General features: G+C 59.7%; 12 protein-coding genes. 8 read left to right on the top strand and 4 right to left on the bottom strand.

Annotation, left to right across the window (positions count from 1 at the left end):
• Window positions 1-27: 27 nt before the first annotated feature.
• Window positions 28-1,227 (bottom strand): ROK family transcriptional regulator, encoded by a 1,200-nt coding sequence (locus tag ELH03_RS09120; protein WP_128402431.1) that lies wholly within the window; start codon window positions 1,225-1,227, stop codon window positions 28-30.
• 202 nt (window positions 1,228-1,429) lie between these two features.
• Here ELH03_RS09120 and ELH03_RS09125 point away from each other — a divergent pair, with 202 nt between their 5' ends.
• The 7 genes from ELH03_RS09125 to ELH03_RS09155 all read left to right on the top strand — a co-directional run bounded on the left by ELH03_RS09125 (window position 1,430) and on the right by ELH03_RS09155 (window position 8,291).
• A complete protein-coding gene (locus ELH03_RS09125) occupies window positions 1,430-2,734 on the top strand; it encodes an ABC transporter substrate-binding protein (RefSeq protein ID WP_128402430.1) in 1,305 nt (434 codons plus the stop codon).
• An 84-nt stretch (window positions 2,735-2,818) separates the two neighbouring features.
• A complete protein-coding gene (locus tag ELH03_RS09130) occupies window positions 2,819-3,757 on the top strand; it encodes a carbohydrate ABC transporter permease (RefSeq protein ID WP_003559249.1) in 939 nt (312 codons plus the stop codon).
• Entirely contained in the window at window positions 3,750-4,598 is an 849-nt protein-coding gene (locus ELH03_RS09135) for a carbohydrate ABC transporter permease (RefSeq protein ID WP_003539503.1), read from the top strand. The genes ELH03_RS09130 and ELH03_RS09135 overlap by 8 nt, the downstream gene beginning before the upstream one ends.
• A gap of 24 nt (window positions 4,599-4,622) precedes the next feature.
• Window positions 4,623-5,696, top strand: coding sequence for an ABC transporter ATP-binding protein (locus ELH03_RS09140; protein WP_128402429.1), 1,074 nt, complete (start codon window positions 4,623-4,625; stop codon window positions 5,694-5,696).
• A 496-nt stretch (window positions 5,697-6,192) separates the two neighbouring features.
• The gene (locus tag ELH03_RS09145) at window positions 6,193-6,789 is read left to right on the top strand and encodes a hypothetical protein (protein ID WP_128402428.1); all 597 of its coding nucleotides are present in this window, start codon (window positions 6,193-6,195) and stop codon (window positions 6,787-6,789) included.
• A 146-nt stretch (window positions 6,790-6,935) separates the two neighbouring features.
• Window positions 6,936-7,703 carry an alpha/beta hydrolase family protein gene (locus ELH03_RS09150; protein ID WP_130766241.1) on the top strand — a complete coding sequence of 256 codons (768 nt, stop codon included), beginning with the start codon at window positions 6,936-6,938 and terminating at the stop codon, window positions 7,701-7,703.
• A gap of 87 nt (window positions 7,704-7,790) precedes the next feature.
• Window positions 7,791-8,291, top strand: coding sequence for a GFA family protein (locus ELH03_RS09155; RefSeq protein WP_128402426.1), 501 nt, complete (start codon window positions 7,791-7,793; stop codon window positions 8,289-8,291).
• 248 nt (window positions 8,292-8,539) lie between these two features.
• Here the strand turns inward: ELH03_RS09155 and ELH03_RS09160 are convergent, their stop codons facing one another.
• Complete coding sequence (locus ELH03_RS09160) at window positions 8,540-9,310, bottom strand: alpha/beta fold hydrolase (RefSeq protein ID WP_128402425.1); 771 nt, start codon at window positions 9,308-9,310, stop codon at window positions 8,540-8,542.
• A gap of 168 nt (window positions 9,311-9,478) precedes the next feature.
• On the opposite strand from ELH03_RS09160, the gene ELH03_RS09165 reads away from it, so the two are divergent.
• Window positions 9,479-10,477: an AraC family transcriptional regulator gene (locus ELH03_RS09165; RefSeq protein ID WP_245461703.1), complete on the top strand. Its 999-nt coding sequence runs from the start codon at window positions 9,479-9,481 to the stop codon at window positions 10,475-10,477.
• 210 nt (window positions 10,478-10,687) lie between these two features.
• Here the strand turns inward: ELH03_RS09165 and kdgD are convergent, their stop codons facing one another.
• A complete protein-coding gene (gene kdgD / locus ELH03_RS09170; RefSeq protein ID WP_128402424.1) occupies window positions 10,688-11,614 on the bottom strand; it encodes a 5-dehydro-4-deoxyglucarate dehydratase in 927 nt (308 codons plus the stop codon).
• 32 nt (window positions 11,615-11,646) lie between these two features.
• Complete coding sequence (locus tag ELH03_RS09175) at window positions 11,647-12,621, bottom strand: mannonate dehydratase (protein ID WP_130766242.1); 975 nt, start codon at window positions 12,619-12,621, stop codon at window positions 11,647-11,649.
• Window positions 12,622-12,683: the final 62 nt, after the last annotated feature.

A 12,683-nucleotide genomic window follows, 5' to 3' on the forward strand; every position in this document is an offset into this window, starting at 1 on the left:
TGCCATTGATGTTGATTGTGGCGCCCGTCAGAGCGCCGGCCCCGTCGTGCTCCAGGGCGATTCGTAGAGTTCGTAAAGCGCCACCGCAGCGGCACCCTGCGCCCAGAAATCATCGGTCGAATCGTCGAAGACGAGTTCGCTCACGCCGCGCAGCGACGGTGGAATGGCGAGCGCATAAGCATCGCGCAGGCTGTTGAGAAAGGGTTCGCCGAGCGCTAGGCTCGACCCCACAAGAATGACCCGCGGCGGCGCAAACAGCGTGACGATGTTGGCAATGGTCAATCCGACCGCTTCGCCGGCGCGGATGGCGGCACTGATCAGCCGGTCGTCATCGGCCTTGATCAGTGCCTGGGCATGGTTCATGCCGCGGCCGAGACGGATCGCTTCGGCAAAACGCCCGTCGGCCTGCTGTTCGCCGAGGATCGCGCTTTCGCCGGCCTGGCTGAAGAGCCGGACGACGCCATTCGGTCCCATGCCGAGCACGAGGTCGCCGAGATTGTGGCTGAGGCCGCCGGCGCCGCGAAACAGGCTGTTGCCGTGCAGGACCCCGAGACCCAGCGTCTGTTCGAGCGAAATCAGCACCATATCCTCGAGATCGCGGGCCTTGCCGAACCAGTGATGGCCAAGCGTAATGGCGTGGGCGTCGCTTTCGACAATGGTCGGCGTCGCCAGCCGCGTCGACATTTCGGCGGCGAAATCGACATTGGTGTCGCGAAAGATCGGGCTGCTTCTTATGTAGCCGGTGCGGTGCTCGATGACGCCTGGAAAGCCGAGGCAGACGCTGTCGACATCCTCCAGCGAAAGCCCGGCATCGAGGACGCAGCGCCTGACCCCATCCTCGACCAGATCGGCGATGACGCCGATCGGCTGCCGATCGATGCGAATCGGCAAGGCGAGCTTCGACAGCACGTCGCCGCGGAAATTGGTGACGACGAAGACCATCCTGTTGGCGGCGATCTTGGCGCCCACCACGCGGGCGGCATCGGGATTGAGCTCCAGCATCACCCGCGGCCGTCCGCGCACGGCCTCATTGCGGATATCGCCTTCGTGACGCGGCAGGATGAGGCCGTCGTCGAGCAGCGAGGCGGTGATGGCCGAAACGGTCGTTGTGGAAAGTTCGGTTCGCTCGCTGATCTCTATCCGCGAGATCGGACCATGGCGCCGGACGGTATCGAGCACGTTCAAGCGATTGATCGCGCGCATTAATTCTGGATCTGCGGTCTTCATTGGAACTAGCCAGGCGAGCGTTTCGTTGGGGCGGAACCCAAATATTTTTAACGGGTTACGAAATAAATAGCGGGCAATTCGGCGGTCCTGTCAAGCGCATTTGATAAAAATAGAGGCATTGGGTTGACATTGTCTCAAAGCTCCGTTGAATTAATCCGCATAGGGGAAAAATTGTGAGGATAGCCCCCTGGGAGGAAAAATCATGACTTTTAGGTTCAAGAGCGCCGCTCTTCGCGGCAGGCGTATCGCATCCATGGCCGCGGCTGCCGGCATGTTGCTGGCCGGAGCAGGTGCTGCCTCGGCGACGACGGTGGTCAAGTGGCTGCATCTCGAGCTCGACCCGAAATATGTCGCGGCCTGGGAAGACATCGTCAAGAAATACGAAGCCCAGCACCCTGACGTCGATATCCAGATGCAGTTTCTCGAAAATGAGGCCTTCAAGGCCAAGCTTCCGACATTGCTGCAGTCCGACGACGTGCCGGATTTCTTTTTCAGCTGGGGCGGTGGCGTCTTGAAGCAGCAGTCCGAGACCGGCGCGCTCCAGGATGTGACGCCGGCCCTCGATGCCGATGGCGGCAAACTGCGCGGCGCCTATAGCCCGGCTTCGGTCAGCGGCCTGACATTCGACGGCAAGACCTGGGCTATTCCCTATAAGGTCGGTCTGGTCAGCTTTTTCTACAACAAGGAGCTGTTTGCCAAGGCCGGCGTCAAGGCCGAGGACATCAAGAACTGGGCTGATTTTCTCGACACGGTGAAGAAGATCAAGGCAGCCGGCATCGTGCCGATCGCCGGCGGCGGCGGTGAAAAATGGCCGATCCACTTCTACTGGAGCTATCTCGTCATGCGCGAAGGCGGACAGAAGGTCTTCGAAGCGGCAAAGACCGGCCAAGGCGAAGGTTTCCTCGATCCCGCAATCATCAAGGCCGGCGACGACCTCGCCGAACTCGGAAAGCTCGAACCGTTCCAGCCTGGCTATCTCGGCTCGACCTGGCCGCAGGCGCTCGGCGTTTTCGGTGACGGCAAGGCTGCGATCATCCTCGGCTTTGAAAATACCGAGGCCAATCAGCGCAAGAATGCCGGCGACGGCAAAGGTCTCGCACCCGAAAATATCGGCCGTTTCGCCTTCCCGGCGGTCGATGGCGGCGCCGGCAAGCCGACCGATACGCTTGGCGGTCTGAACGGCTGGGCTGTCACCAAGAAGGCATCCAAGGAAGCGATCGATTTCCTCGCCTTCCTGACGAATGCGGACAATGAACGGGCGATGGCCAAATCAGGCATGCTTCTGCCCGTTGCCGTCGGCGCCGGTGACGGCGTCACCAACCCGCTGCTTGCCGAATCGGCAAAACAGCTGGCCGCTTCCACCTGGCATCAGAACTATTTCGACCAGGATCTCGGTGCGGCGGTCGGCCGCGTCGTCAATGACGTGTCGGTGGAAATCGTCTCCGGTCAGATGAATTCCAAGGACGGCGCCCAGATGATCCAGGACGCTTTCGAGCTGGAACAATAACCAGCGCCTGCAGACCCTTCCTGGCGCTCCGCTGAAGAGCGGGAGCGCCAGCATTGCTGCCGACGAGATGCGAAAGCAGGACCCATGGCCAATATTTCAGTCCCATCGATAACCACTGCCGCCAGGCCGGCAAAAAGAGCCGCAAACAGCAAGAGCTCGGTCGCTCATGACCGGCTGGCGGTGCTGTTGATCTTCCTGCCGCCGGCGCTGCTGCTTTTCACGCTCTTCGTCATCATGCCGATGGGCGAGGCGGCCTGGTACAGCCTCTACAAGTGGAACGGCTACGGCACGCCGACTGAGTTCATCGCGCTGCGCAATTTCCAGGTTCTGTTTCGAAATGCGGCTTTCACCCAGGCGCTGGTCAATAACGGCCTGATCATCGTGATCTCGATCTGCATCCAGGTGCCGCTCGCCATCTGGCTCGCCACCATGCTGGCGCACCGCATTCCGGGTGTCGTCGGCTACCGCCTGATCTTCTTCCTGCCCTATGTGCTGGCGGACGTTGCCGCGGGTCTTATCTGGCGCTTCGTCTATGATGGCGACTATGGCCTGTTTGCCGCCGTTTCCAACTTCTTCGGCTTCGCCAACCCCTATGTGCTCGCCGACAAGGATGTGGCGATCTATGCCGTGCTTGGCGTCATCGTCTGGAAATATTTCGGCTTCCACATGATGCTGTTCATCGCCGGCCTGCAATCCGTCGACAAGAGCGTGCTGGAGGCCGCCGAAATCGACGGCGCCACGGGCTGGCAGAAGTTCCGTTACGTCACGTTGCCGCTGCTCGGGTCGACCTTGCGTCTTTCCATCTTCTTTGCCGTCGTCGGCTCGCTGCAGCTCTTCGACATGATCATGCCGCTGACGGGCGGCGGGCCGTCCAACTCCACGCAGACGATGGTCACCTTCCTCTACACCTACGGCGTCATGCGCATGCAGGTCGGCCTCGGCAGCGCCGTCGGCGTCGTGCTCTTCATCATCTGCGTGACGCTCGCCTTCGGTTACAAAAGGATATTCATGCGCCATGACTGATATGAGCTCTTCCATCCGCATGAGCACTTCCACACGCGTCTATCTCTACGTGTCGCTGAGCCTGATTGCCGCAATCGTGCTCGTGCCGTTGCTGACGACGGCGCTCGGCGGCTTCAAGACGCTGGGTGACCTGCGCACCAATCCCTTCGGCCTGCCGACAGAGTGGCAATGGGCAAACTATACCGACATTCTTTTCGGTGAACGCTACTGGCTGCAGATCGGCAATTCGCTTGTGATCGCGTCGCTTACCGTCCTCCTGACGCTGATCGTCTCGTCGATGGCGGCTTTCGCCTTTGCCCATGTCCGGTTCTTCGGATCGTCGTTCCTGCTCAATTATTTCCTGCTCGGCCTGATGTTTCCGGCGGCAACCGCGATCCTGCCGCTCTTCATCCGCATCCGCGATCTCGGCCTGCTCGATACCTATTGGGGCGTGGTGCTGCCGCAGGTGGCCTTCGGCCTTGGCATGAGCATCCTGCTGTTTCGAAACTATTTCCGCAACCTTCCGGAAGAATTGTTTCAGGCGGCTTTCGTCGACGGTTGCGGTTATCTCCGCTTCTTCTGGCATATCTCGCTGCCGCTTTCCCGGCCGATCGTCGCCACCGTCAGCATCATTTCCTTCGTCGGCAGCTGGAACAGCTACATCCTGCCGCTGATCATGCTGAACTCGGAATCGAAATATCCCTGGCCGCTCGGCATCATGGTCTATCGCGGCGAGTACGGCACGGAGTGGCAGCTGGTGCTGGCCTTCATCACGCTGACCATCCTTCCCACCATCATCGTCTTTTTCGTCGCCCAGAGACACATCATCGCCGGTCTGACCGCCGGCGCCGTGAAGTCCTGAGCCCGAACCATTGGAGGTGCAATCATGGCATCCGTTGAACTCACCGATATCAGCAAGACCTATGGCGCCGTCGACGTCATCCACGGCATCTCGCTTGGTATTGAGGACGGAGAATTCGTCGCGCTCGTCGGCCCGTCCGGTTGCGGAAAATCGACGCTGCTGCGGATGATCGCCGGCCTCGAGGAGATTACTGATGGCGACATCGCCATCGGCGGCAAGGTCGTCAACGCTATGACGCCGCGCGAACGCAACATCGCCATGGTCTTCCAATCCTACGCGCTCTATCCGCACATGACGGTTGCTGAAAACATGGGCTTCAATCTGAAGCTCGCCGGCGTTGCTAAACCCCAGATCGAGGCCCGGGTGGCCGAGGCCGCCCGCATGCTGGATCTCGCCGAACTCCTCGACCGCAAGCCGGCCCAGCTTTCCGGTGGCCAGCGCCAGCGCGTCGCCATGGGCCGTGCCGTCGTGCGCAATCCCGCCGTCTTCCTGTTCGACGAGCCACTGTCCAACCTCGATGCCAAGCTGCGCGTGCAGATGCGCTCGGAAATCAAGACGCTGCACCAGAAGGTCAGGACGACCTCGATCTATGTCACCCATGACCAGATCGAAGCGATGACGCTTGCCGACCGCATCGTCGTTCTCAATCAGGGCAGGGTGGAACAGCAGGGCACGCCGCTCGAACTCTACAGGAAGCCCGCCAATCTCTTCGTCGCCGCCTTCATAGGATCGCCGGCAATGAACATGCTCGAAGGCACGGTCGACGGAGAAAATGGTGGGCCTGCTGCTCGTCTCAGCGACGGCACGGCGATCCGCATCGCGCCGGACCGCAAGGTCAAGGCCGGCCAGGCCATCACCATCGGCCTGCGTCCCGAACATCTCGTTCCCGGTGTCGCCGCCGGCACGCCGCTCGCCGGCCGGACGATGCTGGTGGAACCGACAGGCGCCCAGACCCACGTGGTCTTCGACCTTGCCGGACAGCAGGTGACCGCCATCGTCGACGGCGAATATCCCGCCCGCTACGGCGCCGTGTTCGAGGCAAGCATTACGAGTGATCAGGTGCATGTCTTCGATCGCGGCACTGGTGTGGCGCTGTAGACGCAAGAATGGGGCATGCGAATCCTCGGCCCAGGAGATCGCCGAATCCTGCCCCTCATCCGGCTGCGGCCACTTTTGCCGGGGTCGAGCCACAGGTCTCGACCCGTCCTTCGGACCCCGCCTGAGGGGGAAGGGGCATGCCGCGACCTCTCCGTTCCTCGCCCGCCTCTCGCAGGGCACGGGCGGCTATTCACACGTTCTGGCGGCATGACCAACGCCTCTACTCCCCAGACCATAAACTGCCATTGGTGGTATTTGCCGCATAACTCCGGAAATCTTCAGGCCGTTCTTGTTTGACGATTGACTGATGCCGCCGGTCTAGCCAGCTTCCGGCACTTTAAATCACCAGCTGCGCTCTATCTGAAGTTTTCCTTCTGGAAATGGCTCCGCGAATGCACGGCAACGCGACCAGCCGTGGAGCGCTGGCAATTCGCCAAGAGCAGTCATCAACTGCGAATATTAGTCACCAATTGATCGCGATATTGGAGGTCAGAGAATGCAGCAACACCACTTGGGGATTTTGATTGGTGGCAGTTCGCATGTTGGAAAATCCACACTGGCAAAGAACTTGGCTGTCTCGCTTGGTAGGGAACTCATTTCCACCGACAAATTGGGCCGCCACCCCGGTAGACCGTGGCCGACGCTCCGTCCCCAGGTAGCTGAATATTATTCACGTCTCTCCGATGATACCGTGCATTGGTTTTTGAAGGTTCACCACGAGAATATGTGGCCGTACATATGTCAGATCATCGAAAATCAGAGGCGGCTTTTGAAGCCCTTCATACTTGAAGGGTCAGCACTACGGCCAGAGTATATGACGAAACTCGACCCAAGCCTCGTTAGAACCGTGTTCCTGTACGCAGAAGACGACTTCTTACGTGCCCGCATGATGGAAGAAGCCGCCTACAAGGACGCCACTCAATCGGCGGCTTTGATCATCGAGAAATTTGTGGAGCGTTCGATCCGCGACAAGAGGGAAATGTTAGAGGCAGCGCGATACGCCAAACTTCAATGTGTTGACGTAGCTTACCCGGAAGCCCTTGAAGCCTTGGCCAAGGAACTTGCTGCTGCCTACTCGGTGGCCAATGAATAGGGCGGATAACCAGCCCCTGTTTGCTCAAAAGACCGAAACAGACGGATGAGCGGCTAGGCCATTTGGTTTCTCAACGATATCCCCCGCCACCGGACGTTGCCAATGCCAGAAGTTGCACTATTGTCTGTCCGGCACGCGAAAACCTGATGGTGGTTATGCCGGTAGTAACTCGACATCTCATTGACCGGGGTGACGGAGCCACGGTTGAGCTTTTTCAAGCTCAAGCCGCAAGCGAAACGCCCGCAGGAGCAATCCTATTTGTCCACGGCAATCAGGGTGGCCGTCTGCTTGGAGGGAGAGAGGCGGTCGCCAGCGGCGCGTTGCTTCGGTTCTGTTCTGGTTTGAATATTACTGCTGCGGCAGTCTCGCAGCCCGGTTTTGGGGCGTCAGATGGCCCTTCAGATTTCTGCGGTCCCAAAACCCAGCAAGCGATCATAGCTGCTCTCGCCTTCCTGCGGGACCAGCCTTCCGTCGATCCTAACCGAATTGTTCTCTATGGAAACAGTCGTGGTGCCGTTGCATCGGCAATGGTCGCCACCCAGGTTTCTGATCTGCGAGCAGTCATTCTATCCAGCGGCGTCTACGATCTTGAAGTCGCTTATCACGAGAGTTCAGACGGTTTGCGGTGGGCTATCGAGAAAGAGGCGGGCCTATCGAGAGAGGCCTTTCTGGCTCGCTCTGCTTTGCATTATGCGCCCGAAGTTCGGTCTGAGACGCTATTGCTGCATGGAAAGCATGACGACCGTGCTCCGGTTGCCCATGCCGAACTCTTCTCAAAAGCTCTGTCCAATGCCGGAGTCCTGGCGACGCTTCACGTCTTTGAGTGTGGACATCAAATTCCGAGGAACCACATGCAGGCAGCTCTCAGGCCCTTCCTGCAAAGGGTGTTCAATCCCGTCGTGACGTACCACTAAGGCCGCAAGACAGCTTCGGTCAGCGGGAAAGTGACGAAAACCTAAAAGAGATTAGGCCCAAACCCGCCTCTTGAAGGAGGAGAAAAAATGAAACGCATCGAGATGGAGGTGAGCGGCGGCTGCCAGTGTGGTGCCGTGCGCTACCACGCAACCGCCATGTTTGACAATTCGCATCTCTGCCATTGCCGCATGTGCCAGAAAGCCTCGGGCAACATCTTTGCCGCGCTCGTCGCCGCGCCCGATGATGCGCTCAGCTGGACACGCGGCAAGCCAAGCATCTGGAAGAGTTCGGAGATTGTCGAGCGCGGCTTCTGCGCCAATTGCGGCACGCCATTGTTCTTCCACCACCTCGAAAACGGTCGCACCAACCTGATGATCGGTTCGCTTGACGATCCGCACGCCTTCGCGCCGCTTGCCAGTACCTGCACCGAGAACATGGTGGCATGGTTCGATACGATCACGGGCATAGAAAATACCGGTGCGACCGAAAACAACGGCGCCGACTGGGCCGCGGCGATCAAGGAGAGCAACAACCAGCACCCCGATCATGATACCGCCTCATGGGCGGTGAGGGGGCGTGATGGCTGAGTCCTACTCCGGCGGTTTCCGGTGTTGCGCTGTCCGAGGCCATGGCGTGTGGGCAGTGGCCGGGGCTTTCCTCGAGCTATTCGCCGCGGCCGGAGACGCGTTAAGACGGCCAGTTTGAAAGTCGCTAATATCACAGTGTTGCCAGTGATATGGGGTCAGCGCTGCGAGTGCGACCCTGCGAACTGGGATCGTTGCACATCGATGCTACCGACCACCGCTAGGCGGGCGATAGCATCGGTTGACGAGGGCTACTTTGCTCCTGCGGCCGCTTCTATGACCGCAGCCACTTCCTTGGCGTGCGAGGCCAGCGAGGCGTGGCTACCCTCGACCGTCGTCACCTTGGCCTTCATCCGTTCGGCAAAGAAAGCCTGTGCGTGGGGATCAAGGACGAGGTCCTTGGAGCTCAGGACGTACCAGCTTGGCTTGTCGTGCCATGCCGCGACCTCAGCAGGCGCATCGAAGGCAGTGTGGTTGATCGGCATCTGGTTCGCTGCCAGATGTTCACCGATCTTCTTCGGCAGGTCGCCCGCCACTGCACTGGGGAATACTGCAGGATCGATGGTCAAGTAACCCTTTGCGTCGGGCCGAATGGCCGCCGCTCCGGGGGTTGCCGGACCGCTGGCTGCCAATGCTGTGATGGTTTCACCTTTCTCAGGCGCAAAGGCCGAGACATAGACGAGTGATGCCACCTTGGCGTTGTCGCCCGCCTCGCCGATCACCACGCCACCCCAGGAATGGCCCACCAGGACAACCGGGCCATTTTGCGCATCCAGCACCGCATTGGTGGCAGCGACGTCGTCAGCAAGCGAGGTCAATGGGTTCTTTACCGCAGTCACCTTGTAGCCCTTGGCGGTCAGGATTGCAGCGACGCCGTCCCAACTGGTTTCGTCAACGAAGGCGCCGTGGACAAGAACGATATTCTTAATTGTTTGATCCGGGAGAGCCGGCTGGGCCCTTGCGGGTGCAGCACCAAGCATGGCGGTCGTCAGCATCAGGGCGGACATAAGAAGAGATTTCATTTGGAGAGCTCCTATAGGGCGCATCAGCGCGATTGCTTAATTCGGATAATCTGCAATGCTATCACCTAAACGACGGCAGGAAGACCAGGATGGCCTTGCCTTCGCGGAAACACTTGAACTGCCAGATAATTCCTCTTTGAAGACAAAACAAAACTAGGGCTTACCGAGATGGATCACCATGACCTGAGCCCCGCAATGCATGCTCCATCGTCCAAAAATGCGATCATGCTCGCCTCTCGGGTGGATCTGCTCTCCCAGATTTTGGCCATGGTCAGCCTGCATGGCGAAATCGTCTTTACACTCGAGCTCAGCCAACCATGGGCGCTACGCTTTCATCCAGGAGCGGCTTATTTCTTCATCGTGCTCGAAGGGGGCCTGACGGTTGTGAACGATCAGGGCCATGCCTTGCAGGTGGCAACTGGCGATCTGATCATGCTGCCGCGTGGGCTTGGACACGGCTTGAGCGATGGCGAGTGTGCGACTGAGGCTGACTTGGCAGCCCTGATGGCGGCGCAGGTTACCGCCGAAAAACTCAATGTCTCCCACGGCGGAGGCGGCCAACAGACCAAGCTTATCGCCGGAGCCTTTCGGTTCGAAAGCGCTTCCGTGCCCTGGCTCGTATCGGCACTGCCGTCGGTCATTCACATTCCAAAAGCCAGCGGCGAGACCGCCGGATGGGCCGAGGGCCTTGGCTACTTCATGATGAAGGAAGCCCAGGAGGTGTATCCCGGCGCGTCCATCATGATTTCACGGCTGATCGACGTGCTGGTGATCAGTATCCTGCGTAGCTGGGTGCGGATCGAGCGGGGCGGCAATGTCGGCTGGCTTGGAGCGCTCGGGGATGCGCGCATCAGCCGCGCGCTCAAGGCCATCCACGACGAACCTTATCGGCGCTGGACCGTGCTCGATCTGGCTCGGGTGGCGGGCCTGTCCCGGTCCGGCTTCGCGGCGCGATTTACAGCATTGGTGAAAGAAGCGCCACTTTCCTACCACAGCCGCTGGCGGCTGACGCTCGCCTTGGGCTTGATGCGCCAGCCTGATGCCAAGGTTGGGTCGGTCGCCAGGCAAGTGGGCTATGATTCCGAAGCAGCCTTCAGCCGAGCCTTCAAGGCACAGTTTGGTTTTGCGCCCATGAATGCCAAATCGACAACTATTCAGGATCGATGATGGTGTAGATCCGGCGCAATGCATACCAGATTATAACGCGCGAATGTCCGACGTGGGGTCGAATGCCGAATGTCAGCTTCTGCTGAACTCGCCCCGATAACAGACGCGCCGCTTCCGGCCCCGTAGCGGTCGTCTATCCAAGCGGAGCCGATGTCCGTCGTTGGTGCGAACAGCCGCCGGGCCACCCCGGCGGCCTACTGCCGCGATATATTATTCCGCCGCGATCCGTGTGACGCCGTTGGCCTGGACGATCTTTTCCAGCAGCGCGAGCTCTTCCTGGGTAAGATCCGTCAGAGGCGGGCGCACGGGGCCTGGGTTCTGCCCGAGGACGCGAAGGCCGGCCTTGATGATCGAGACGGCATATCCCTTCTTGCGGTTGCGCAAGGCGACGAAGGGGAAGAAGAAGCCCTTGAGGATCTCGTCGACTGTTGCCTGATCGCCGGTGCGCAAGGCGCCGTAAAAGCGCTGGGCAAGGGCAGGCACAAAGTTGAACACGGCCGATGAATAGGTCGTCACGCCTGCGGCGAAATAGGCCTGGGCATAAACCTCGTGGGTCGGCATGCCGCCGACATAGACGAGACGGTCGCCAAGCAGGGTGGTGATCTCGATCACCTTGTCGACATCGCCGACGCCGTCCTTGAAGCCGATCAGGTTCGGGCATTCCTCCGCCAGGCGCGCGATGCTGTCGGCGGTCAGGACGGCGTTGTCGCGGTTGTAGACGATGACGCCGATGCCGACCGATTGGCAAACTGCCTTGACGTGAGCGATGAGTCCCGCCTGTTCGGCAAACATCAGATAGGGCGGCAGCAGCAGCAGTCCGTCCGCTCCGGCCTTCTCGGCAGCGACTGCGATCTCGATGGCGAGCGACGTGCCGTAGCCGGTTCCCGAAATGATCGGCGTCTTGCCGGCCGATGCCTTGGCGGCCCGGATCACCTGCGGAATCTCGGCCGGATTAAGCGAGAAGAATTCACCGGTGCCGCCGGCGGCAAACAGTGCAGCGGCGTCATAACCTGCAAGCCACTCGACATGGCGGCGGTACTTCGCTTCGTCAAATTTCAGTTGATCGTCGAAATGCGTAACCGGAAACGACAGGAGACCACTACCGACGGCCTTCTTCAATTCAATCGGGTTCATCATGAAGTCCTACTTCTTACGTGTTGAAAACCGGGTCACTCGCTGTCGAGCACTTGCAGAAGTGCGGCGATATAGCCGTAGCAGAAGGCAAATGCGGTGGCGGTTGGATCCTTGCCGCTGACGGTCGGCACATGGTCGGGCATCAGCATGTATTTGAAGCCCACCTCCTTGTAGATCCTGGCCGAGCGGACCATGTCCATGTCGCCTTCTTCGGGGAAGGTCTCCATGAAGGACAGCTTGCCGCCGCGAATGTTGCGGAAGTGAACATTGAAGATCTTGCCGCGCTGGCCGAACCAGCGGATGACATCGTCGATTTCCTTGCCGGGATTTTCCAGCATCTCGCCGATCGAACCCTGGCAGAAATTGAGGCCGTGATAGGGGTTTTCGCGCATCAGCACGAATTTTTTCAGGCCTTCCACCGTACCCAGCACCCGCGTGACACCGCGATAGCCCGGCGGCGTATGGGGATCGTGCGGATGGCAGGCGAGCCGGACGCGATTGCTTGCAGCGACAGGAACGACGCGTTCCAGGAAATAATCGATCCGTTCCCAGTTCTCATCTTCGGAAAGCACACCGGCAAGGCCGGGCTCGGCCTGCTGATCCGTCTTGTCCCAGCGGAAGCTCGCATTCAGAGATCCGCCGCGTCCCGGCTCATCCGGCGTACGGGGAATGCCGATCAGGTTGAGATTGTACTTCACCGCAGGAATGCCGGCGGCGGCGGTATTCTCAATCAGCTTGCAGACGGCGTCGATCTGTCTGTCGCGCTCGGGGCCGGCAAGCAGGATATCAGGATAGGAAGCCTTCTCGATCGGCTGCGAGGGCAGCGGCAACTGGATCATGTCGAGGATCAGGCCGAAGCTTTCGACCTTGTCGCGATGGCGCTCGAGATCGGAGAGCGTCCAGCTGCTCGGCTTCCCCGGCGGGTCGGCATTGATATGCTTCACGCCCAGTTGCGCGAAGATACGATAATCGTCGTCGTCCCGCGCGGCGACCTGTGTTCCCAGATACATTTGAGTCTCTTTCAAAATTATCCAATGTCATATGACATAATATGAATTTCGAAGAGTGTCGA

This window comes from Rhizobium beringeri (genome assembly GCF_004306515.1).
In the GTDB taxonomy this organism is placed as follows: Bacteria; Pseudomonadota; Alphaproteobacteria; order Rhizobiales; family Rhizobiaceae; genus Rhizobium; species Rhizobium beringeri.